The 23,259-nt window shown below is 35.0% G+C and carries 28 protein-coding genes, 1 riboswitch and 1 other annotated feature; of the genes, 3 read left to right on the forward strand and 25 right to left on the reverse strand.

Translation table 11 applies throughout. The features are described from left to right. Positions 1–5 precede the first annotated feature (5 nt). The 21 genes from HMPREF1495_RS11600 to HMPREF1495_RS11695 form a co-directional block, all read right to left on the reverse strand. Entirely contained in the window at positions 6–1,304 is a 1,299-nt protein-coding gene (locus HMPREF1495_RS11600) for a dihydroorotase (protein WP_034215016.1), read from the reverse strand. 137 nt (positions 1,305–1,441) lie between these two features. Continuing rightward, on the reverse strand, positions 1,442–1,816 hold the full coding sequence (gene rplL / locus HMPREF1495_RS11605) for a 50S ribosomal protein L7/L12 (RefSeq protein WP_007592057.1): 375 nt from the start codon (positions 1,814–1,816) through the stop codon (positions 1,442–1,444). Positions 1,817–1,843: 27 nt separating this feature from the next. Further along, positions 1,844–2,332, reverse strand: coding sequence for a 50S ribosomal protein L10 (rplJ, locus tag HMPREF1495_RS11610; RefSeq protein ID WP_007592058.1), 489 nt, complete (start codon positions 2,330–2,332; stop codon positions 1,844–1,846). A gap of 45 nt (positions 2,333–2,377) precedes the next feature. Continuing rightward, positions 2,378–2,508: a sequence feature (ribosomal protein L10 leader region), on the reverse strand. 53 nt (positions 2,509–2,561) lie between these two features. Next, positions 2,562–3,827, reverse strand: a complete 1,266-nt coding sequence (locus HMPREF1495_RS11615) for a sensor histidine kinase (protein WP_034215018.1) — start codon at positions 3,825–3,827, stop codon at positions 2,562–2,564. A 1-nt stretch (position 3,828) separates the two neighbouring features. Next, complete coding sequence (locus HMPREF1495_RS11620) at positions 3,829–4,500, reverse strand: response regulator transcription factor (protein ID WP_034215021.1); 672 nt, start codon at positions 4,498–4,500, stop codon at positions 3,829–3,831. Continuing rightward, positions 4,481–5,113, reverse strand: a complete 633-nt coding sequence (locus HMPREF1495_RS11625) for a GTP pyrophosphokinase (protein WP_034215023.1) — start codon at positions 5,111–5,113, stop codon at positions 4,481–4,483. The genes HMPREF1495_RS11620 and HMPREF1495_RS11625 overlap by 20 nt, the downstream gene beginning before the upstream one ends. A 107-nt stretch (positions 5,114–5,220) precedes the next feature. Then, positions 5,221–6,570, reverse strand: coding sequence for a magnesium transporter (gene mgtE, locus HMPREF1495_RS11630; protein ID WP_034215025.1), 1,350 nt, complete (start codon positions 6,568–6,570; stop codon positions 5,221–5,223). Between the two features lie 30 nt (positions 6,571–6,600). Further along, positions 6,601–8,703 carry a polyribonucleotide nucleotidyltransferase gene (locus HMPREF1495_RS11635; protein WP_034215027.1) on the reverse strand — a complete coding sequence of 701 codons (2,103 nt, stop codon included), beginning with the start codon at positions 8,701–8,703 and terminating at the stop codon, positions 6,601–6,603. 172 nt (positions 8,704–8,875) lie between these two features. Beyond that, positions 8,876–9,142 carry a 30S ribosomal protein S15 gene (gene rpsO, locus HMPREF1495_RS11640; protein ID WP_007592075.1) on the reverse strand — a complete coding sequence of 89 codons (267 nt, stop codon included), beginning with the start codon at positions 9,140–9,142 and terminating at the stop codon, positions 8,876–8,878. A 144-nt stretch (positions 9,143–9,286) separates the two neighbouring features. Continuing rightward, on the reverse strand, positions 9,287–11,377 hold the full coding sequence (locus HMPREF1495_RS11645; protein ID WP_330368740.1) for an FMN-binding protein: 2,091 nt from the start codon (positions 11,375–11,377) through the stop codon (positions 9,287–9,289). Continuing rightward, the gene (locus tag HMPREF1495_RS13480) at positions 11,356–11,619 is read right to left on the reverse strand and encodes a hypothetical protein (RefSeq protein WP_051402833.1); all 264 of its coding nucleotides are present in this window, start codon (positions 11,617–11,619) and stop codon (positions 11,356–11,358) included. The genes HMPREF1495_RS11645 and HMPREF1495_RS13480 overlap by 22 nt, the downstream gene beginning before the upstream one ends. Then, positions 11,600–12,142: a hypothetical protein gene (locus HMPREF1495_RS11650; protein ID WP_034215030.1), complete on the reverse strand. Its 543-nt coding sequence runs from the start codon at positions 12,140–12,142 to the stop codon at positions 11,600–11,602. Before HMPREF1495_RS11650 ends, HMPREF1495_RS13480 begins: the two co-directional genes overlap by 20 nt. Positions 12,143–12,522: 380 nt before the next feature. Next, positions 12,523–13,506 (reverse strand): diaminopimelate dehydrogenase, encoded by a 984-nt coding sequence (locus HMPREF1495_RS11655; RefSeq protein WP_034215031.1) that lies wholly within the window; start codon positions 13,504–13,506, stop codon positions 12,523–12,525. A 228-nt stretch (positions 13,507–13,734) separates the two neighbouring features. Beyond that, positions 13,735–14,052 carry an energy-coupling factor ABC transporter substrate-binding protein gene (locus tag HMPREF1495_RS11660; protein WP_007592086.1) on the reverse strand — a complete coding sequence of 106 codons (318 nt, stop codon included), beginning with the start codon at positions 14,050–14,052 and terminating at the stop codon, positions 13,735–13,737. After that, positions 14,052–14,804: an energy-coupling factor ABC transporter permease gene (locus HMPREF1495_RS11665; protein WP_034215034.1), complete on the reverse strand. Its 753-nt coding sequence runs from the start codon at positions 14,802–14,804 to the stop codon at positions 14,052–14,054. The genes HMPREF1495_RS11660 and HMPREF1495_RS11665 overlap by 1 nt, the downstream gene beginning before the upstream one ends. Before the next feature lie 38 nt (positions 14,805–14,842). Continuing rightward, positions 14,843–15,676 carry an energy-coupling factor ABC transporter ATP-binding protein gene (locus HMPREF1495_RS11670; protein WP_034215036.1) on the reverse strand — a complete coding sequence of 278 codons (834 nt, stop codon included), beginning with the start codon at positions 15,674–15,676 and terminating at the stop codon, positions 14,843–14,845. 28 nt (positions 15,677–15,704) lie between these two features. Further along, complete coding sequence (gene cbiQ / locus HMPREF1495_RS11675) at positions 15,705–16,505, reverse strand: cobalt ECF transporter T component CbiQ (protein ID WP_034215039.1); 801 nt, start codon at positions 16,503–16,505, stop codon at positions 15,705–15,707. A gap of 229 nt (positions 16,506–16,734) precedes the next feature. Beyond that, positions 16,735–16,916, reverse strand: a riboswitch (cobalamin riboswitch). Positions 16,917–17,003: 87 nt separating this feature from the next. Further along, a complete protein-coding gene (locus HMPREF1495_RS11680) occupies positions 17,004–18,344 on the reverse strand; it encodes an FAD-dependent oxidoreductase (protein ID WP_034215041.1) in 1,341 nt (446 codons plus the stop codon). Positions 18,345–18,423: 79 nt separating this feature from the next. Beyond that, positions 18,424–18,864, reverse strand: coding sequence for a hypothetical protein (locus tag HMPREF1495_RS11685; protein WP_034215044.1), 441 nt, complete (start codon positions 18,862–18,864; stop codon positions 18,424–18,426). Positions 18,865–18,993: 129 nt separating this feature from the next. Further along, the gene (locus HMPREF1495_RS11690) at positions 18,994–19,230 is read right to left on the reverse strand and encodes a BrnA antitoxin family protein (RefSeq protein WP_007592102.1); all 237 of its coding nucleotides are present in this window, start codon (positions 19,228–19,230) and stop codon (positions 18,994–18,996) included. Then, complete coding sequence (locus HMPREF1495_RS11695; protein WP_034215046.1) at positions 19,227–19,514, reverse strand: BrnT family toxin; 288 nt, start codon at positions 19,512–19,514, stop codon at positions 19,227–19,229. The genes HMPREF1495_RS11690 and HMPREF1495_RS11695 overlap by 4 nt, the downstream gene beginning before the upstream one ends. Before the next feature lie 441 nt (positions 19,515–19,955). Here HMPREF1495_RS11695 and HMPREF1495_RS11700 point away from each other — a divergent pair, with 441 nt between their 5' ends. From HMPREF1495_RS11700 to HMPREF1495_RS11710, 3 genes are all read left to right on the forward strand, one after another. After that, entirely contained in the window at positions 19,956–20,987 is a 1,032-nt protein-coding gene (locus HMPREF1495_RS11700) for a DUF3137 domain-containing protein (protein ID WP_084544523.1), read from the forward strand. Positions 20,988–21,096: 109 nt separating this feature from the next. Continuing rightward, on the forward strand, positions 21,097–21,360 hold the full coding sequence (locus HMPREF1495_RS11705) for a type II toxin-antitoxin system RelB/DinJ family antitoxin (protein ID WP_034215048.1): 264 nt from the start codon (positions 21,097–21,099) through the stop codon (positions 21,358–21,360). Next, positions 21,361–21,639, forward strand: coding sequence for a type II toxin-antitoxin system YafQ family toxin (locus tag HMPREF1495_RS11710; protein ID WP_034215050.1), 279 nt, complete (start codon positions 21,361–21,363; stop codon positions 21,637–21,639). Positions 21,640–21,663: 24 nt separating this feature from the next. Here HMPREF1495_RS11710 and HMPREF1495_RS11715 read toward each other — a convergent pair whose 3' ends face one another. From HMPREF1495_RS11715 to HMPREF1495_RS11725, 4 genes are all read right to left on the reverse strand, one after another. After that, positions 21,664–21,903, reverse strand: coding sequence for a hypothetical protein (locus HMPREF1495_RS11715; protein ID WP_034215052.1), 240 nt, complete (start codon positions 21,901–21,903; stop codon positions 21,664–21,666). 99 nt (positions 21,904–22,002) lie between these two features. After that, positions 22,003–22,458, reverse strand: coding sequence for a GNAT family N-acetyltransferase (locus HMPREF1495_RS11720; protein ID WP_034215054.1), 456 nt, complete (start codon positions 22,456–22,458; stop codon positions 22,003–22,005). Positions 22,459–22,550: 92 nt separating this feature from the next. After that, positions 22,551–22,700 (reverse strand): imm68 putative immunity domain-containing protein, encoded by a 150-nt coding sequence (locus tag HMPREF1495_RS13680; RefSeq protein ID WP_084544524.1) that lies wholly within the window; start codon positions 22,698–22,700, stop codon positions 22,551–22,553. A 26-nt stretch (positions 22,701–22,726) separates the two neighbouring features. After that, complete coding sequence (locus HMPREF1495_RS11725; RefSeq protein WP_034215057.1) at positions 22,727–23,206, reverse strand: NADAR family protein; 480 nt, start codon at positions 23,204–23,206, stop codon at positions 22,727–22,729. Positions 23,207–23,259: the final 53 nt, after the last annotated feature.

Below are 23,259 nucleotides of genomic sequence, written 5' to 3' on the forward strand. Positions count from 1 at the left end.
TATTTTTAATCAACATTCTCATACACTACATTTCCTTCACAAATAGTATATACTATCTTCCCCTGTAATGTATCTCCAAGCCATGGTGAGTTACTTGATTTGCTCTCACTCTTATCGTATTTCCATTCTTTATTTATATCAAATACTACAATATCTGCAATTTCATCCTCTCGTAATACTCCTCTGTCCATATTGTAAAGCCTTGCAGGTTGATAGCTCATTCTGTTCATAAGCTCCATTAAAGTAAGGTGTCCCGGTTTAACAAGATACATATATCCAAGAGAAAAACTCGTTTCAAGCCCGATTATACCGCTTGGTGCATCTACAAAATTCTTATTTTTCTCTTCAACACTGTGAGGTGCATGATCTGTTGCAATGATATCTATTGTACCGTCCTTTAATCCTTCAATTATTGCAAGTCTGTCCTCTTCTTCTCTCAACGGAGGATTCATTTTTGCAAGTGTACCGTATTTTATTACATCCTTATCCGTAAGCGCAAAGTGATGTGGGGTAGCCTCGGCAAATACTCGAAGTCCGGCTCTTTTAGCTTTTCTTACAAGTTCAACGCTTTCCTTGGCGCTGATATGCTGTATGCTGATTGTTGCTCCCGTTTCCCTTGCAAGTTTACAATCTCTTGCAACCATAGATATCTCAGCCTGTCTGTCTGAGCCGTAAATATGTAACTCATTTGATGAAGTACCGTGGTTGATTCCGTTTTCTTTAATAAACTTAGGATCCTCTTCATGAAATGAAAGCGGCATTTTAATATTTCTTGCAAGCTTCATAGCTTCTCGTGCCATATTTTCATCAAGTAAAGGTCTTCCATCATCTGTAAAGCCTACCGCACCGGCCTCTCTAAGTTCTTTTAAATCAGCAAGCTCTTCACCCTTCATACCCTTTGTGATGCAGGCACATGTTTTCACATTTATCGGTGTATTTCTTCCCTTTTTGAGCACTTCAAATATAAGTTCAGGACTGTCGATTGCAGGCTTGGTATTTGCCATAGCAACTATTGTGGTAAATCCTCCTTTGGCTGCAGCTCTTGCACCGCTTGCTATATCTTCCTTATATTCAAATCCCGGCTCTCTTAAATGTACATGTACATCTACAAATCCGGGTGCCGCACAAAGTCCTGTACAATCATAAACTTTCAGTCTCTCTCCGTTGGCTCTTGCCATAAGGGTCGCATCCAGGTATAAATCCTTATCTATCTTCGTAATTCTACCCTCTGATATGAGTATATCTCTTATATCGTCAGTCCTTGTACAGGGATCCAACAATCTGACATTTTTCAACATTATCATATAAATATATTCCTTTCTGTAATACTTATATCGGGCTATATTATATCATATAAAAGATTTTGATGGAAATTTTATATAGAAATTTGTATTAAAAAAGGTGACTGCTTTCACAATCACCTACGAAAAGTTTAATTAAATTACTTAAGAGTAACCTGTGCTCCAACTTCTTCAAGCTGCTTCTTGATACCCTCAGCCTCTTCCTTAGAAACCTCTGCCTTAAGAACCTTAGGAGCTCCGTCAACAAGATCCTTTGCTTCCTTAAGTCCAAGTCCTGTAACCTCACGAACAACCTTGATAACCTTAACCTTCTGGTCTCCTGCTGCTGTAAGCTCTACGTCGAACTCTGTCTTCTCCTCAGCTGCTGCTGCACCTGCACCTGCTGCTGCTACTACAACGCCAGCTGCTGCTGAAACGCCAAACTCTTCCTCACAAGCCTTTACAAGCTCATTTAATTCAAGAACTGATAATTCCTTAATTGCATCGATAAACTCTGCAGTTGTTAACTTTGCCATTTAATAATCCTCCATTATTTGTTTTATTTACGCTTCTTTGCTTTCAGCGATCTGATTAAGCACACGAGCGAAGTTTGTAATTGGTGACTGAATGCTTCCAAGGAGCTTTCCAATCAACTCGTCTCTTGATGGTATTGTAGCTATAAGCTTGATTCCATCCTGGTCATATGTTACACCGTCTACTACTCCTGCCTTTAACTCAAGCTTTGGAGCAGTCTTAGAGAAATTGTGTAAGATTCTAGCAGGTGCAGTTGCATCTTCCTTTGAAACTGCAATCGCTGTAGGTCCTTCAAGTGAGCTGTCAAGTGTCTCAAATGCAGTTCCCTTAGCTGCCAAACGAATCATTGTGTTCTTATAAACCTTATAAGTTACACCTGCTTCTCTAAGTTCCTTACGAAGCTTTGTATCCTGATCGGCTGTAAGACCACGGTAGTCAACGACTACAGCTGCCTGTGCGCCATCTAAAAGCTCGGCAATTTCCTTAACTATAGGCTGTTTTAATTCGATTTTTGCCATTTCTAACCTCCTTTATAGTTTCAGTAAAACCCGTAAAAGCAATAAGTGTAAATCTAAAAAACCCTCTGACATGCAGACAGAGAGTAAGAATACATTAACGTACTTAGTCACTTCCTCGGTAGGCATTACTTTAAGCCATAAGCACCTACTGTCTACGGTCGTTTTACCTTGCCTAGGATACCAAATAAAGCAATGTTTGTCAATAGGAAAATTTATTTTTCTTCAATATTTATTTTTCTTCAATATTCGTCACCATATTAAAATATACATTAAAATAAATAATATCATTCTTATATGTGACATGTATTTTACCCTTGTGCCTGTTTATAATATTTCTTGCAATGGAAAGTCCTACCCCATAACCCGAAATACTGCTGTTATGTGACTTATCTTCTCTGTAAAACCTTTCAAAAAACTTCGAATAGTCTATATTTTTTCCTTCTTTATAGGTATTATATATGACCAGTTTCGCCTTTTTAAAGGTAATACCATGCTGTGACAACCTAACGCCTATAGTGCCACCTTCATCACAGTACTTATTTGCATTGTCTATAAGTATATTTATAAGCTCATACAATGCACCTTCATCTCCTGATATAAATATATCTTTTTGTATATCCGATTCAAAGTTTTTTCCACCCTTTATTGCAATTGATTTAAATGACTTTGATGACTTTTCCACTATACCTGAAAAATTAATATTTATAGCAGCCACACTTGTCTGTTCTTCAAATCTTGCAAGTACAACAAGTCTGTTTATAAGTTCAGTCAAACGCTGTATCTGTTCTTTACTGCTTTGTGTCCATTCATTTTCACCGCCTAACATCTCACAAAGCTCATTATTTGCAGAAATAATGGCAATTGGAGTCTTAAGTTCATGGCTCGCATTGGTAATAAAAGCCCTTTGATTTCTATAGTTTTCCATAAAAGGCATCATTACCTTACCCGAGAATATAACAAATATTATTATAAAGAAGACAAGATTTGAAAAGAAAATAAAAACCGATGTCTCTATCAAATCCGCTCTGTCTTCCGAATACCTTGTAGTATCCAAAACCACGATAAGCTTGCTGTTATCTGTTTCATTAATATTAAATTTATATGCAAACTTTTGTCCTTCTGTTGTAGTAAAACTTCCATACGTTTTGCCTCCGGAAAGAATTTTCTTTACATAAAAGACAACATCGGTATCGGATAAATTTGCAATATGCTCGGTATTCATAGTAATTACCTTATTACTACTGTCCACCTGAGCGCTGAAATATCTGTATTGAATTATAATATCCGAGTTTGTTTTTCTGCCGAGAATTTTCTCCACAATATCTTCATCCGGGAGGACTCCGTCATTATCAGATAATAAATCCAATATTTTATTTATTCTGTTTTCACTTGTTGCATATTTTGATGCATTCAAAATACCTATTATTGAAATAAGCATTACAACGACTGCAACTGTAGCAACCACGATAAATTGTATACGAAGTCTCCTAAACAAATCACACCTCAACTAATTCAAACTCACGATTTTCTTCTCCCGTTATTTCTATATTGGCATTGATTGCTTTCAGCTTTTGCTTTAAATATGATATATAAATCCATACATAACCGGCATCACATTCATCATCTTTTGACCATACATGATTGTATATATACTCGGTTGACAACTTTTTATTCTTATTTTTCATAAGGACTTCCATAAGTTTGGTTTCCTTACCGGCCAGAATAATAGAATTCTTTGCTGAAAGCTCCTGCTCTGCAACATTTAACTTAACACTTCCGAATATAAGTACATTTTCATTAAAACTTGTATCAATTCTTCTTTCCAAAGAACGAATCCTGGCTACAAGTTCTTTTAGCAAAATAGGCTTTGTAAGATATTCATCAGCACCCATATCAAGTCCCGATATCTTATCGTCAACCTCACTCATGGCTGTAAGCATAATAACATATGTTGTATTACCTGATGATCTGAGTTCTTTTAAAACCTCAAGGCCGGATCTTTTCGGCATCATTATATCTAAAATCATCATATCAAATATTTCACTATTTGCAAGTTCAAGTGCTCTTTCTCCGTCAAATGCCTGTTTCACTTCATAGCCTTGCATTTCCAGTGCTGTGGCATATGCTCTTGAAAGCGCTATTTCATCTTCAGCTAATAATATTCTCATTATTGTCCGACTCCTCAATCAAATTCTTTATGGTTTGCATATTCAAATCACAGGATGCCAACTCATCCGCGCATCTTTTAAGCTCCTTTGTGATTCTTTCATGATTTCTTATATTTTTCTTATACTTCATTTGATGCTCAAGTGATGCCCATGAATCCATAGCTATAGTTCTTAACTGAACCTCTATATAATACTTTCCGTTTTCATTCCCCTCACAATCGGGATAATTCGTGACAATTTCAAGTATCATATGATAAGAGCGGTATCCGTTAGGCTTCACATTAAGAATATAGTCCTTTTCTTCAACCACATTTATATTTGGCATTTTCTTAAACATGCCAACCAGAGCATATATATCATCTACAAATCCGCATACTATTCTTACACCTATGGCATCTTTTATTTCCTTTAAAGCATTATATGTTGTGGGCTCAAACTCTCTTCTCTTACATTTTTCAATCATACTTTCATTTGTCTTTATTCTTGAAATAAAATGCTCAAAGAGTTTGTATCCCGTTTTATTCTTATACTCATCATTCAGCTTATATACCTCTTTTGATAATGTTTCTAAAATCAGTTCAAGGTATTTTTCATAGTCACCATATATATTCATCAAGTAAAATCCTTTTATCTTTTATATATAGTTTAGCATAAATAAGTGTATAAAGAATGAAAAAAGGCTAAACTTTTTTCAAGTTTAGCCTAAGAAAATATTCATATTTATTTGATATGTAAAAGCTCTACAGCAATCTGGAAGTAAATAACCAAAGACACCGCATCAACTATTGTTGTAATAAGCGGAGCCGCCATAATAGCCGGGTCGAGCTTCAGTCTCTTTGCAAGTATAGGAAGTATTCCACCTATAACTTTAGCTAAAAATACTGTGGCAAATAATGCCAAAACAACTGTAAGTGCTACAAGAGGCTGTCCCGGATACTGAATAATAAGTCTTATAAAGTTTACAAGACCGAGTATCAAACCGACAATAACAGATACCCTTGCCTCTTTCCATATAACTTTAAATATATCCGAACTAGCAACTTCACCAATAGTCATACCACGGATAATCATGGTAGAAGACTGTGAACCTGCATTACCTCCGGTATCCGTAAGCATTGGAACAAATGAAACAAGCAGCGGCATTACCTGGAATGCATCCTCATATCTTGTAAGTATACCACCTGTAAGCATTGAACTTATCATGAGTACCAAAAGCCATGTGATTCTGTTCTTTGCAAGCTCCAATACGCTTGTTTTTAAGTAAGGCTTCTCGGACGGAAGCATAGCCGCCATCTTCTCAAAGTCCTCTGTCGCCTCTTCTTCCATAACATCCACAGCATCGTCAATTGTAACAATACCTACAAGTCGGTTTTCATGGTCGACAACCGGCAAAGATAACAAATCGTATTTATTGAATAAATCCGCAATCTCTTCTTTATCATCTGTAGTTACGGCTTTGATAACATTTGTATCCATTATATCTTCAATTTTGACTTCATAGTCATTCATTAAAAGATCTTTGACTGTTACCACACCTTCAAGCATTCGCTTGGCATCCATAACATAGCAGGTGTATATGGTTTCCTTATCATAACCATGTTTTCTGATATAGGCAAAAGCCTCCTGCACAGTCATAGTCTTCTTAAGTCCGATATACTCGGCAGTCATAATAGATCCTGCCGAATTTTCAGGATACTTAAGAAATTCGTTTATCTGTAATCTTGTACTTGGAGCGGCATTTTGTAAAACTCTCTTTACAACGGTTGCCGGAAGTTCTTCAAGCATATCTACAGCGTCATCCACATATAATTCTTCAATAATATATGCCAGCTCTTTATCTGTAATACTGTTTATTATATGTTCCTGAGTCTCTACCTCTAAACAAGCAAATACATCACTTGCAAGCTCCTTAGGAAGCATTCTGAAAATAATAATCTGCTTTTCGGAATCAAGCTCCTCTAAGAAGGATGCAATATCAAACTCATTCATCTCGCAGAGCTCATCTTTTAATTGTCGGAACTGTTTTCGTGATACAAGATCAAATAATACTTCTTTTACATTCTCTTCCATAGTCCCACCTTTCTCTGCAAAAAAATATTTTTATTCAAGGTCTGAAGTCTTCATGGAAAGATCGATTCTTCCCTTTACAGGGTCAACCTTAACTACCTTTACAGTAACCTCATCTCCTATTTTTACAACATCTTCAACTTTCTCCACTCTCTTGTCTGAAAGCTTTGAAATATGAACCATACCGTCCTTACCCGGTGCAAGCTCTACAAAAGCGCCGAACTCAAGCATACGAACAACCGTACCTCTCATAATCATTCCGGTTTCAATTTCTATTGTTATACCTCTGATTATATCAATAGCTTTATCAATCATAGCCTGATCCGTACCTGCAACAGAAACAAGTCCTTCTTCGCTTATGTCGATTTTTACTCCTGTATCCTCAATAATCTTATTGATGGTCTTGCCCTGCTTACCTACAACATCACCGATCTTTGTAGGATTAATCTGAATCTGTGAAATCTTAGGTGCATATGGACTGAGTTCTTTTCTAGGCTCAGATATACATGGCTTCATACATGTATCCATAATGAAATCTCTTGCTTCATGGCATCTTGCAATAGCACCCTTTACAATATCCTTTGTAAGTCCGTGAATCTTGATATCCATCTGAATAGCTGTAATACCCGCATCGGTTCCTGTTACCTTAAAGTCCATATCTCCGAAGAAATCTTCAAGTCCCTGAATATCTGTAAGAAGAACATAGTCATCATCAGAATCGCCTGTTACAAGACCGCATGATATACCTGCCACCATCTTCTTTATCGGTACTCCTGCAGCCATAAGCGCCATACATGAAGAACATGTAGATGCCATAGAAGTTGAACCGTTTGACTCAAAAGTCTCTGATACGGATCTTATAGCATATGGGAACTCCTCAGGAGTAGGAAGTACAGGTATAAGTGCACGCTCAGCCAATGCACCATGTCCTATTTCTCTTCTTCCCGGACCTCTTGAAGGTCTTGTCTCACCTACAGAATATGAAGGGAAATTGTACTGGTGAATATATCTCTTTGTAGTTTCCAAAAGATTAAGTCCGTCAATCTTTTGTGCCTCTGCTAAAGGTGCAAGTGTAACTATATTACAAATCTGAGTCTGTCCTCTTGTAAACATAGCTGAACCGTGTACTCTCGGTATAATATCCGTCTCAGCCGCAAGTGTACGAATCTGATTCATGGCCCTGCCGTCAGGTCTCTTCTGATCCTTTAGAATCATCTTTCTTACAGTCTTCTTCTGATACTGGTAAATAGCCTCACCAAGTAAAGGTAACCACTCTTCCTTGTCTGCAAATGCCTCTTCAAGTCTTTGTGTGATTGCCTTTATATTTTCTTCTCTAACCTGCTTTTCATCTGTGAAAACCGCTACTTCCATCTCCTGTGGAGGTACGATTTCCTTAATAGCTGCTGTAAGCTCCTCAGGAATGACAAATGCTGTGTAAGAATGTTTTTCCTTACCTACTTCCGCCACAATCTTATCGATAAATGCAATAATCTCCTTATTTACGGAATCGGCCTTATATATAGCCTCAATCATCTTCTCATCAGGTATCTCGTTTGCACCCGCTTCAATCATTATTACCTTATCTCTTGTAGATGCTACCGTAAGCTTAAGATCCGATACTGCCATCTGCTCTTCATTAGGGTTTACAACAAAGAAACCGCCTACCATACCGATCTGTGTAGTAGCACAAGGTCCGTCAAAAGGTATATCTGAAATAGCTGTTGCTATTGCAGAACCGAGCATAGCTGTAAGCTCAGGTGAACAATCGGGATCTACAGACATTACAAGATTGTTTAATGTAACATCGTTTCTGTAATCCTTAGGAAAAAGCGGTCTCATAGGTCTGTCTATAACTCTTGAAGTAAGTATAGCATTTTCACTTGCCTTTCCTTCTCTCTTATTAAATCCTCCCGGCATTTTACCTACCGCATACATCTTCTCCTCATATTCTACCGAAAGAGGGAAGAAATCAATACCGTCTCTTGGCTTATCCGATGCTGTAGCTGTAGATAAAACCGTTGTATCGCCATAGTGCATAAATGCGGCACCGTTAGCCTGTGCAGCCACTCTCCCGATATCAACTCTGAGAGTACGACCTGCAAGTTCCATTGAATAACTTTTAAATTCCTTACTCATTTCATCTCCTTTTGGCTTGCCGATATTCGAGAAGATTTCTTCTTGAAACATAAAAATATGAACTAGTGATAAAAACTAAAACAATGCTTTAGTGCTTATCACTAGCTTCGGCAACAAGCCATATTATTAATTATAAAAAAGGTGGAGAAAAACTCTCCACCAAAGACTTTTATTATTTTCTAAGTCCAAGCTTCTCTATAAGTGCACGATAACCCTCAAGATCCTTATTCTTAAGATACTGTAAAAGGTTTCTTCTCTTACCAACCATCTTTAAAAGACCTCTTCTTGAGTGATGATCCTTAGGATTTGCCTTTAAATGCTCTGTTAACTCAGTGATTCTTGCTGTAAGAACTGCTACCTGAACCTCAGGCGAACCTGTATCGCCTGCTTTTCTTGCATACTCTTCCATGATAGCTGTCTTTTTCTCTTTTGTAATCATATTATTTCTCCTTTAAAAAATCTTACCGTATACATAAGAAAAGGTTGGAGTATCCAAATCTCATGTATAGGCGTTACTACCCAAAAATAATACCAAAACAGGCAGGCAATGTCAATGGCCAAATTCTATTTGCAGCTAAAAAATCTACTCTGAAAGAGCTTTTTTAACAGCCTCTTTAATAGCATCCGATGAAAGAGTGGCACGACTTATAGCATCCACACCGTCAACTTCCGATTTTTTCTTTCCTGCAAGTTTTTCAAATATTTTCTGAGCTTTTCTCCAGAAAGGCTGATTTGAACCTGAATATGTTTCATCATCTTCCACACTTATTATTTGACCTGTTTTTACATTGTAAACGACTTTTACTCTGGCATCATAATCATATAAATCTACCGGAGCACTTGCGGTGACGGTCTTTGTAACTATTTCAGGTGTTTTGTCATCAGTTTTTTCCACATCCTTATATTTAAGCCTTAGTACCACATAACCTTTACCATAACGTGGACTCTTATATTTAGTAAGATTTATGCCAAGCGTATTATCACTCTTGGTAATAGTATTTTCAATTTCACCACCCTTTGAGTTCAATACTTTTACAGTGAATGTAGACTTTGTCCAGTTTTCATATTTCTTTGGAATCATCACATTGTATATCATATAATGTGCATTGCTGTTTTCAAACTGTTCTTTTGTTATAGTCTCCTTTTTTAGCAGTTCACTTCCGTCATAAAGCTCTACAGCAGAAGGGGTGTTTTCTGAAATTATATCTACAGCCTCTGTTTTAGATTCCGTTTTAGGCTCATTGTCTACATATTTAAAAGAAAACATAATATAACCGCCACTACCATGGAGAGCCATATAATCAGGTAATTCAATATTGAAAGTTAAATTTCTTTTTTTTACGTTAATATTTAAAAGATTACCTGATGCGTTATATACTTTTACAATAAATGTGTCCTTATCCCATTTGCCCTCATATTTTTTCGGTATTTCAGTATTGAAAAATCTCATATAGCCACTATTGTTTGTAAACTCTTCAAAACCGATGTTTTTTGTTACTACAAGCTTATCTTTATCGTAAATCTCAACCTTGGCAGGAGCATCATTATGCGGATCCGAAACATTTACATCAAAGTTTTCTGTTACAGTCTTTCCGTCTATCTCACGGCTTACACTTATCTTTTTTGTGCCGATATCCGCAGTTGTAAAGATATACTTATTGTCAGGGCTGAAATTGAACTTATTTTCCCTTACAACTTCGAATGTAGTAAATGTCTTATTATTTCCGTTCTTAGTTACAGCCTTTATGGCAATCTCATCTAAATTCAGTACATCTCCTACATAGAAGTTTTTCTTTACATTATCTGATATTATTTCAAAAAAAGCAATTTCTGAAGAATCCTTGGAAGAATCAACTACTACGGCATAGGTTTCAAATCCCCAGAAATTATAACCCTCATGACTTATATTCTTCAAATTAAACTGCCACTGTGAAATATGGCTGTCATATACACCATCCGTAAGTTTATATTCTCCGTCAAAAATAGACATACCTACGATTTTGCCTGCAGCCTCAATCTTGTAACGGTACTCGTCATTGCTCAGTTCTATTTTCTTTGTTTCTCCGGACTCATAATTAATCAAAATATGACTCGCATATTTTTTTGTTATCTTCTTTTCAGTCTGTATATCAGTTTCAAGCTTAATAAGAGCCGCATTCTGTCTGAATGTAACACGTCTGAACTCACCTTCTTTTGGAAGTTCTGTGCCGTTTGCCGGATCTGCAACTATTCCATAGTTTACAAACTCGTCAAAGTTTATATCCTTTGTCTCGCCTGACATATGAAGTCTTAATACCGTATGTGTTAAATCAAGAGTCTTACCCTTTGCAACTCCATCAGGTCTCTTTACAAACTCAATATAATCTATATCTGATTTCTTACCCTCTTTTTTAAACTTTCTTGACCTTTCAAGTGCATTTTCTACAGCACTTACATGTCCTTTTGCAGTTTCCGTTGCACCGCTTACCGCATCGTAGGCCTCTCCTGTACTGTTTTGAAGTTGCTTTGCAATCTCCTTGGTACTGTTAAGTCCTTCCAACATCTTTAAAATACGGTCTCTCTTTATTTCATAAGAACCGGCCTGCTTATCATCATCAGTATAAACGACCGAATCAACTTTTTCTATTTTACCGTCCTTAATAGTTACCTTAACTACATTAGGACCTCTCTGAATACTGTATCTGCTCCATGTAGCTGTTCCATACCATTCCCGTCTACAAGCTCGCCGCTGTTATCAGGTCTTATTACTACCGTATCATCATTTCCTGTCTGCTCTTTTTCATTCTTTTTTTCAGATTCTGATGCTGTATCATTATTTTCCTTTTTAGTAGTATAGACCTTATCTTCAGGCTTATTTATATCTTTATTCTTAGGAATTTCAGGCTCTACCGCCTTGTCAGGTATTACCTGTTCCATATTTTTCAGGTAAATTCCCTTTAATATCTTCCTTTCCTGTCTCAGGATTTACTTTCTCTGTCTTTTTGTCAGGTTGTACAGGCACTATCTTTTTAGTGTCGGAGCTTTTTGAACCGCCTTTAGTACTGTGAGAACTTCCTCCGGAATTACCGCTGTTTCTTTGCAGTCTTTTAGGTGATACCGAATCAAGATAATAATATTCACCGTCAATATACTGCCATCCTCTCAGCATTTCTCCAAACTTAGGATTGGAAGGTACGGAATTAAAATAATACCATTTATCTTCAATATTCTTCCATCCTGTTACCATCATACCGTTGTCAGGATCTATATAATATGAACCGTTTTCGGTATTAATCCAACCTCTGACTTCATTATGACTTTCATCATAAAACTTCCAATTTCCATCAATCAGTTCCCAATTACCTGCCGTAACTGCGGCAAAAGAACTGAAGTTTCCAAAAAATACCGTCATTACAACGGCAAGCAATAATAAATATGCTTTATTTATTTTATTAATCACAATTTTTCCCCCAATTTATAATTTATATTAACGGAATACATTTGAAAATATTGTCACCTCCCTCCTCAATTTATGAATTGATTTCAACATATTTTCCGATTTTTGGTATAAAAAATAAAAGTACTAACTTTATTTATAAATTAGTGCTTAACTTTATAAATTTAAATATAAAAATATATTAAAAATTTTATATATTTCTTAATGCTTGCTATTATATCATTATATTATTTTGTTAGTAATCCCTAACCCGTTTATAATATATGACAATTTTTCACAAATATACGTTATAAACCTTAACCGTTAGTTATGCTTAATAATATAAAAAATCCCTATAAGTTGATACATAATCAACCTATAGGGAAAATTTATCACTTATTACTTTATAAAAGATGTGCTCTCATCTCTTCGGCAGACATATCAAGAAGATATGCAGGTGGAACATCAAATACTGTATGAGCTCCTATTTTACCTTCTTTATGCATACGATATACAGCTCTTGAATATGCAACAATTACAGACGCTGTGAACTCAGGATTTGAATCAAGTTTTAAACTGTACTCAATCACATGATTGTTCTCATTATCCCAACCGGTCTTACCTGTTCTTATAACAAATCCTCCATGTGGAAGTTTTGAATGATTTTTCTTCATCTCTTCCATAGAAATAAAGTGTACTGTTGTATCATAATCCGCGAAGTAATTCGGCATTGTCTTTATTTCATTTTCAATTTTTGCCTTATTCGCACCTTCCTTTGCAACCACATAGCATTCTCTTGTATGCTTCTGTCTTGTAGAAAGTTCAGGATTGCTGCCGCTTCTTACAGATTCAAGTGCGGCCTCAACAGGAACTGTATACTGTCTTGCATCAACAACGCCTTCAATTCTTCTTATGGCATCTGAATGTCCCTGACTTACACCCTTACCCCAGAAAGTATAATCTGCCCCTGTAGGAAGAACGGCATTTGCATAAACTCTGTTTAATGAAAACATACCCGGATCCCATCCTGCAGATATAAGTCCGAAATGATGACTTACCTTTGCGGCATCATCGACCTTTTCAAAATGCTCAGGAATATTTGCATGAGTATCAAAGCTGTCAACAACATTGAAATACTTAGCATACTCAGGGGTTTGCTTAGGTAAGTCTGTAGCACTTCCTCCGCAAAGTATCATTACATCAATTTTATCTTGATATTCCAAAACATTTTCAATATTTTCAACTTTAGCATCAGATGTAAGAATCTTTACACTTGAAGGATCTCTTCTTGTAAATACTGCGACAAGCTTCATGTCCTTTGTATGTTTGATAGCACACTCAATTCCTCTTCCAAGGTTACCATATCCCAAAATACCTATTCTTATCATTTTCTCACCAGCCATCAGCTAAATTAATCAACCGGGCAAATCCTTTCTTTATTGCTTTAATATACATAGATCGTAATGAAAAAGGATAGAACTACTCTAAGACTCCACTTTGAGCATTCTATCCTAAATATGTAAATCATTCACAACGAACTATGTTGTTTGCTGTATATATAATAATACTTTTTTAAAAAATTGCAAGAACTTTTTCAAATCATTCTGTTATCTGTATTATTCTTTGCTTTTATCTTCGTGTTTTTTCCTTTCCACAAGCCTTCCCATATAGAATGCAATTATTCCTACACCTATACCGGTCTGAACACAAAAAAGCAGGCTTTCAACCTCACCCGGAAGTTCCTTTCCCAGTGCGGTTTCTATAATAGGATTAAACCAAGGCTCATATTCTCCGCCCTGTATCTCCGATACAACTTCACTTCCGGCATCATCAGAGCCTCCGAACTCGGCATTCTTTAACATAAACAAAGGTACAACAGCCATCAGTACAACTATTACAAGCAGACTTATAACAATTTTTTTATTCTTTGACATTAATTACTACCTCCCTCAATAAATCCGATTTCCTTAAGCTCCGGTTGTGCATATGTCTTAAGTCCGATTACTATAATAACTGTAAGCATACCTTCTATTATCGCAAGCGGTACCTGTGTAGGTGCAAATACCAACAAGAACTTGCCTGCAGAAGCCATAACTCCACCTTCTTTCATAGGATATGCAAATGCAAGCTGGAACGCCGTTACGACATAGGTAAGTAAATCACCTATAAATGCGGCAAGAAAAATAGAAACATTGTCATTTACCTTTGATTTTTTACAAATCTTATAAACTATAAATGATACAAAAGGTCCGGCAATTGCCATTGAAAAAGTATTTGCTCCAAGTGTGGTAAAGCCTCCATGTGCCAAAAGCAGTGCCTGGAAAATAAGTACTATAATACCAAGAATACTTACAGCACTTGGTCCGAATAAAATAGCCGCAAGTCCTGTACCGGTCATATGTGAGCAAGATCCCGTTACTGAAGGAATCTTAAGTGATGAAAGTACAAACACAAAAGCACCAGACATTGCCAAAAGTGTAATTGCCTTCCTGTCCTTAGCCACGGTCTTTTTAATTGACATATAACCTGCAATTAAAAACGGCAACGAAATAATACTCCAGGCTATTACATGTCCTACAGGTAAGTACCCCTCCATAATGTGCATGGCATTGGCTGTAAACGGCAGTGCAAAACTGAACGCAAACATTATTGCCAATGTCATCAAAATTTTCTCTTGTTTTCTCATGAAATCCTCCTAAAAAATATTTTTTATTAACTCAAGCTTTAGTCTTGAGGAATAAACATCTTTTTAAACTCATCTATATTTCTTGCAGGTTTATCTCCTGACTTTAGTACCTTGTTTTCTACAAGTGATTCAAAAACTTCCAAAAGTATAGGCTTTTTAAGATTAGCCTTTCTTAAAACCGCTTCATCACTGAGTACTGTGACCGGGTCTGAATCAGCTATTATATTGCCTTCACAAAATACCACTATTCTGTCAGCCCAGCGAAAAGCAAACTCCAAATCATGAGTGGAAATCACCAAAGTCTTTCCGTCCACACTTAATTTGTCCAAGACATCTTCAAAAATAGATATATTTTGCGGATCAAGTGAAGCTGTCGGTTCATCAAATATTATTATTTCGGAATCCATTGCTATGATATCCGCTATGCTTACTCTTTTTTTCTCACCACCGCTTAAATAATGTGGCGGCCTGTCTATAAGATGCATAATATCCATATAATTCAAAGAATTTTTAACTCTTTTTTCAACCTCATCCCTGCTTAAGCCAAGATTCATAGGCCCGAAGCTTACCTCCGCTCTTACAGTTGAGGCAATTATTTGATTATCGGCGTCTTGAAAAACAATTCCAACATTTTTTCTAAGCTCTTTTACCGAAGATTTATTTATAAGTTTATCTCTGTAATACAGTGCTCCACTTTCAGGCTTTAAAACACCGTTTATATTCAAAAAGAAAGTAGACTTTCCCGATCCGTTGGCTCCAAGAATTGCGAGTTTTTCACCTTCATATACATCTAAAGAAACACCTTTTAAAACCTTATGTTCTTTTGTGTATGAATAGTGGAGGTTTTCTGCCCTTAAGATAACTTTATTCATATAACATTCCCCATTCTGATATATACTGTTAAATATTGATTCCTGATGTAAAAAGCCATATAACAAACATAAATAAAATGCTTATAAAAACAAACAAAAAATAAAACTTATTCAAGCTCTTCTTATCCTCAAGAAAATTCAAATCACCGTCAAAGCATCTGGCTTCCATTGCGGTATAGTAAGCATTTGCCTTTTTTAACGATACTACTAAAATATTGCTTGCTATATTTCCGAATGTAGAGATTGAGGTCTTAAAATTATAATATCCCATCCTGGACATTGCGGAGTTTTTCATATTGGAATAGCTTTCAATAAGTATAAAAATAAATCTGTATATAAGATTCATAAGCTCAATTATAAGTTTCAGAACATGAAGTTTTCTTAGAGCATTAATTATTTCATATGGCATGGTCGAAAGAATCAACCCTTGCATAACACTTACACATGCTAAAACTTTAATAATCAGTTTGGCAGTTTCAATCAGCTGATCCTTTGAAGTATAAATATAGAAAACACCTATCTTTATATGGAATTCTCCCATATATTCAGATGAAATCCCCAAGGCAATTCCTATACTCGCCAAGATAATAAAGCTTAGAGGCGTAAAAAGTATTGAAATATATTCTTTAAAATCCATTCCTCCAAGATTTACACTTATAAAAAACAGTAAAAACAGTACATATCCTGATACAAAAATATTATTGAATATTATTGTTAAAATAAGAGTTAATAAAGCAGATATAAGTTTAAACTCCGGATTGATACTTCTAAGCTTTGATTTAAAAGCGTATAAATCTATTGAGAAATATCCGCCATGTTGATGTGCCATATAATTTTCCTCAAAAAAAGCTGCCTACATGAGATAGCAGGTTCCGCTCTAAATAAACCTGTTGATCCCTTGTAAGCAGCTAATATAAATAAATTAACCACATTTTTAGAAAATCAAAATACAAGTAAACATAAAAAAGTCATAAAACAAGTAAAATGGTGTCCTAAAACAATAAATCATTATAGATGAAGGCTTATGGGATCGTAAAACCGCTCATTACTTATAAAAATAAGTATATATTACATAGATGTATCCTGACTTAAATTCTAATAAAAAATTATTAGACGACTCGGCCTTCCCATTTATAAAACAGTGGCAAAAGAGTCTTTTAATTATTACAGTAGCGTCCCTGTGCGGGATTTTCACCCGACTTCCTATGCAAAGCATAAAATCTATGTGCTTGTTAAAGGTTATCATAAGATTTTATTAAAATCAAGATTTTTAAATAAAAAACGGTAGCAAGTAACAAAAATGTCTACTTGATACCGTTTTATTATATTACATTGCAAATAAGTCGTTTAGACTCTCTGACATTGTAGGATGTGTAAATATAAAGTTTGCAATGTCCTTTGCTTTAATACCATGATCCATTGCCAGCTTTATAAAGTTAATCATCTCATAAGACTCTTCACAGAAAAGCTCTGCACCCAATATTGTGCCGTCAGCTGTAACCAAAGCTTTTAACAGTCCGTCAGTCTTTCTTAAGACCTTAGCCTTCGGAATAGCATTTGCACTAAGGCTTAGAACTTTGTATTCCACTCCTGCAGCCTTTGCATCCTTTTCACTCATTCCCACTCTTGAAAACGGAGGGTTGATAAATACGGAATAAGAGAAAGCTCCTCTATTTTCTGTAGTTCTCTTATCTTCTCCCATTATTTCATCCCATATGATTCTACTGTCATCAAGTGAAATATATGTAAACTGAAGCTTACCGCAAACATCACCTGCCGCCCAGATATTATCTGCACTTGTCTTTAAATGCTCATCGGTAACTACACCACCTCTGTCGGTGAGCTTAACCCCTGCATTTTCGCATCCAAGGCCGTCAGTATTCGGTCTACGACCTACAGCAAGTAAAATTGCATCAGATTCCAAAGTCTTTGCCTCTCCTGCAACCTCATAATATAATTTGCCTTCTTCGGCTTTGGTCACCTTTGCACCTGTAACTATCTCTACAGATTTCGCTTCCAATACTTCACGGATTGCCTTTGCAATATCCTCGTCTTCTCTAGGTAAGAATTCATCACCGTCTTGTACTACCGTTACCTTGCTTCCGAAATCTGCATACATAGATGCAAACTCCAGTCCTATATAACCGCCACCTACAATAGTAAGTCTTTTCGGTAACTCCTCAAGATTCATAATAGACTCTGATGTATATACGCCTTTACTGTCGACTCCTTCAATCTTCGGTATTACAGTAACAGAACCTGTATTGATAATAAACTTCTCAGCCTCAATTTCCATATTTCCGTCTTTAGTTGAAACAATAATATGGTGATTATCCTTAAATGACGCCGTTCCGTCAATTATCTCCACACCTGTGCTTGCTATCTTATCGTAATTTGCCTTATTAAGAGCGGCTGTAAGTTTCTTCTTTTCAGCAACTGTCTCCTTATAATGCTGTGCTTTTTCCTCAAACTCTCCTTTTGGAGTTTTTAATGCATCTGTTATAAGTCTTTTTGAAGGAATACAACCTACATTAATGCAGGTACCTCCATACATATTTTTATCTTTCTCAATTAAAGCAACACTTTTACCGGATTTACTAAACTTCGCAGCAAGAGTCTTTCCTGCTTTACCGAAACCGATAACAACTATATCATAATTAGCCTTCATAAGCTTTACTTCCTTTCAATTTGATTTTATATTATTATACACCTAATTTTATACAATTGAAATACTTAAAATTAAATAATTAAAATTCCTCATCAACACAATACTCCATATCCCCGCTATTCCAAATATACATAATAGCGGATACAGGGTTTTTCCCTTCTTCCCAAAGCCATCCTGAGTAAGTAGTTGAATTTCCAAAGTAGCCTTCTGTAATAATCTCAAACTCACAATTTTTATGAACATCCATAAATTCCTCTAAAGAAATAGCATCTCCGATAAAATGACCTTTACCTAATGTTTTATTAAAAATCAACACACTGCAAAGCCTTAAATCACAATCTATAAAACAGACTTCACCCTTGTGTTCTACTTCTTCGTTGTTTACATATTGAAATAATGAATCAACCTTTAGAGTAAGCATTTTATTATGGAATTTGATTCCCTTTACTCTGCTACCATTTAGGCTGAAAATGATATTGGCGTGTCTGTCATATATAAATTTATTTATATTTTTGTCCATGATTTACTCCTTAGTGAATCTATAGCAGCAGAATTATGCTAATAATATTTTGACCGTTTAAAAGGGATTCTAATATAGCGGCTCAGTTGTCAAAATTTTAGATTTTTATAATGATATAAAATCAAACAACTATTTCCAACTGATATCAAGTTTCTTCTTCTCTTTTACACACTCTGTCAAATATAAGTTAATCAATGTTTGATACGGAATACCTGTTTCTACAGCTTCTTCTTTAAAATAATCTATAACTGTTGGCGATATCTTAATAGTTACCTGCTTCTTAAGCTCTTTAATGTATGGATTTTTTATAGCTTTACTAAAATCAAATTCCTTTTCAAGAAATTCATCTCTCATAGATTCACTCATGATAAAATACTCCTCTCATAATTTTTTCTTTCGTATGAAGTCGCTTTTCTTGAAGATATTATTATTATAACCGACTCTTTCCGAATACAATGAACAACAACTAAAATATTTCCTATATTACTACATCCTAGGATACGAAATCTTTCTTCCACATCTGAATGTAGATCATAATATTCTACAAGTGCCTCTTCGTCATAAAATACTGTTTTCGCCTCTTCAAAACTAATACCATGTTTTGCTTTATTTATAGTATTTTTATTATCATCCCATTCAAATGAATACATTACTTTACTCCCTTTTTTATAAAATAATTATATTATATTTACTTTATATTGTCTATGCTTAAAGTATGTCTTCTTTCTTTCAATATGCTTACAGCAACAGATAATTGAATTTCATTAATTATAATGTGGTATACTTGAATTTATATAATTTGGTTTTCTTTAGATAATAATCTTGTTTAATTATCATATTACTACCTCCCGAGAATAATTTAATTGGATTTCCACTGTTTTATTTTGAGTTATATATTTTTTTGTGTACTTTACACTTTATAACTTACTTATGGTATACTTAAAAAGTTAAAAAATCTGTTTTCTTCTATTTCAAAGTATTGAAAAACTGAATTTCAATACCCTATAAAACTTGTACTAATTGGAAGATATTACTGTATAAGGGGAACGAACGGATTACTTGAAAATAGTTTATAAAATAGGGAGAGAATAATGGAAATAGATTTAAGTCCTGAGGAAAAAAATAAAATAAATAATCTATGGAAAACCTCACGATTTCAGCGTAGTTGGAGATCCGTACAAAATATAGTAAATTGTAAAGATAGTGTTACGAATTATTTTGTTCGAAATATTATTCTGATATTTATAAGCATTATTGTCGGTATAGGCTTTTTCTTTTTGGAAGAACAAGGCATTCTTCCGGACAGTGTTTTGATAGATAAGCTTATGAAGTTCATCGCAAGACTGATTCTATTTCTTATAGCACTACAAATCATAAGTGTCCTGGTTTATAGCTTATTGGGTCCGAGCTTTGAAGAAAAGCAAAGAAGTAAACTGCGTGTACTTTACGAGAGTGAAATTCTTGAACCGATACTGCAAGCACTTTATCCTTTGGCCAAAATTGACACGGAACATGATATTTCACCAAGTAATGTAGCAGAAGTAGTTCCTGCCGCAAAATACTATGTCCAATCAGGTATACTTAAGCTAAACAATGAAAAGGATATTGAAATAGTGGATTTATATGCATATACTGTCACAAAGGGATCGGCAACATGGAAGGATGAGATAAAGCACCTCCATGAGATTACAGGTTTTATCGGACAAGTTTACTCTATAAAGAATACTCACTCTTTAAAAGGGAATTTGAGAATTATTCCGACAAAGCATTTCCTTAATATAAAGACTCAGGGAGGCTATCTTGCTGCCATGTCAGGCGGAAAGAAAATTAATGTAGACGATTTATGGCAAAACGAGCACTACAACATCTACTGTACTGACGAACAATCAGCAAGGATGTTCTTAACTCCTGCTGTTATCGACCTGTTTAACAACTGTTCTTCGGACTGTGAACTTTCTCTATACAGCACCGAATCTCGCATTTATATTTCAACTTATAATAATAAGCGTCTTTTTGCAGCACCGAGAAACAAAGATGGCCTTAGGTCATGGAGTATAGAAAAAGCTGCAATGAATATAAAATATGCTTTTGATTTTGCAGACAAAATAGCCGAGATTATGTAAGCATTAAAATAAATACATAACAATAATTTATATTTATCAACATTGCATATACTCTGTATTTATACTATAATTGTAATACAGCTAATTACATAATTATTGGAGGTGTAATATGTCAACACTACAAATTCGTATAGACGATCAACTAAAGAAAGACGCCGACTCACTATTTTCAAGTCTGGGTTTGGATACATCTACAGCAATAAGAATTTTCTTAAATGCTTCACTTGAGCACAATGGATTACCGTTTCCGGTCGCACATAATAAGCAATATAATGAAAGTTTTACAGCAATTCAAGATGCAAGATTACATAGAAACTTAAATGGGCCGTATAAATCTGCTAAGGAAGCGGTTTTGGCTATGTTGGAGGATTAAATGTATCAAATTCTATTTACAAACAAGATGAAGCGTGATGTAAAGCGAATCAAGAAGCGTGGTAAAAACATTTCAAAGTTGGTAGATGTACTTGATTTACTCAGCACAGGAAAACCGCTTGAATCTAAATATAGAGACCATCAACTTTCCGGTAATATGTCAGACTTTAGAGAATGTCACATAGAACCGGATTGGCTACTAATATATCGTATTGAAGATGATAGACTTATTATCATTGCGACTGAAACCGGTACTCATTCCGACCTTTTCGGTATGTAGCTTAAATTTTTTTAAATCCTAGATTTATATGCCTATTTCCTGTAAGCTGATATTTCTTCCATTTAAATCTGTAATCTCAGCCTTTTCATCATCAGTAAGGTTATCAATAAAAATACACCTTTCATTAGGATATCCACCGACAAATTCCATTTTGGGAATATGAATTTGGCTTGGGTTTTTCGCGAATAAACATAATCTGTTATCACCCCAAAATCTTGTGAGTGTTAATATCTGTTTCTTGTATATAACATCTATACCTTTCAATTTTATCTCCGTAATTTCTTTATTTTCATACCTTATTCTAAGTGTTCTTAAAATACTTGAGTTAATGCCACTATATCATCTTTGATAAGTTACCCTATATTATCTGAACCTTTTCATAATATACTTTAACTTTGGAGTTTCAATCACTTCATAAATCTCAAAGCCAAGCTTATCATAAACTCTCTTTGCACTTTTATTAAAGTCAAATACAGTCAAAGAAATACTTCTAATATTCTCATCTTTAAAGATAAAATCTATAAATTCTTTCAAAGCCGCTGTTCCAAGACCGGCTCCTGTTTTTGTAGGGTTTAATACAAATCTACCTATGTGAATGTTATCCTCTTGTATTCGCACTTCTTGTATCATTCCGATAAACTCTTCACCATTAAAAATCGAAAATTTGTTTTCCAATTTTTCTATTTTTTTATAAGTTAGCGGAAAAGAAACTTCTGTTCCCATCCATTGCTCTTGAAATATCTCTCCTCTTTCATTTGACCACTTGCATAAAAGTAAAATATTATCTTTATCGATACCTTTTACAAAACCAATGCTCATAGCAATCTCCAAAACATATTATAGCTCATATTGCAGCAGTTCTTGCCTCAGCTCTTTTACAATTTCCGCCATCTCTATGATATCATCTCCTATCATTTCATATGCTGCCTATCAAGTCCTATACCTGTAAATATTTCTTTAAGAGTAATTTCTTCTTTATTCAGGCCTTCTAAAAACTCTACGAGACTCAAGCTGTCATCAGAACCACTGATAAAGTCTCCCCAATATTTTGAAATATACATACTTCACCCCTCCTCGGCTTTTATTTTCAAATCTGTAGTTCTTCTCTCACCATCATCAATGCAAATCCCAAAAGATTTTCACCTCTCCACTTTTCCATATCCCATCTGTTTACATCTTTCATGGAAAGACCTATTCCCCAGATTTTATCCTGTACGGCACATTCCGCAAGTATGTCATTACCTGTATTCAGAAGTCTTTTCTTTAAATCTTTATTCTGAGAAAACTTCTCAAGCAAGCCCTTGTATATAATAATCTGTCTTACTCCGTTCCAATATGTATCATTATAATTTGAAACCTGCCTTCCAAGAGCTTTTATTTTTGAAACATCTGTAGTTTCTAAAATTTCCTTTGCAATTTTGGTATCATCAAAAATAATTGCCTTTTTATACATCATATATTGTTCCATTGAAGAGAACTTTATCGAATCAATTTTAAACTCTGAAATATACCAATTACTTAAATATCCGTTTTCCTCGTCAGGATTATGAAAACATCTTATATTCATATCATACCTCCTATAACCATTTTATACTTATATCAAAAAAGTGTCAAAACCCT

The sequence above is a fragment of the Lachnoanaerobaculum sp. MSX33 genome, from assembly GCF_000512995.1.
In the GTDB taxonomy this organism is placed as follows: domain Bacteria; phylum Bacillota; class Clostridia; order Lachnospirales; family Lachnospiraceae; genus Lachnoanaerobaculum.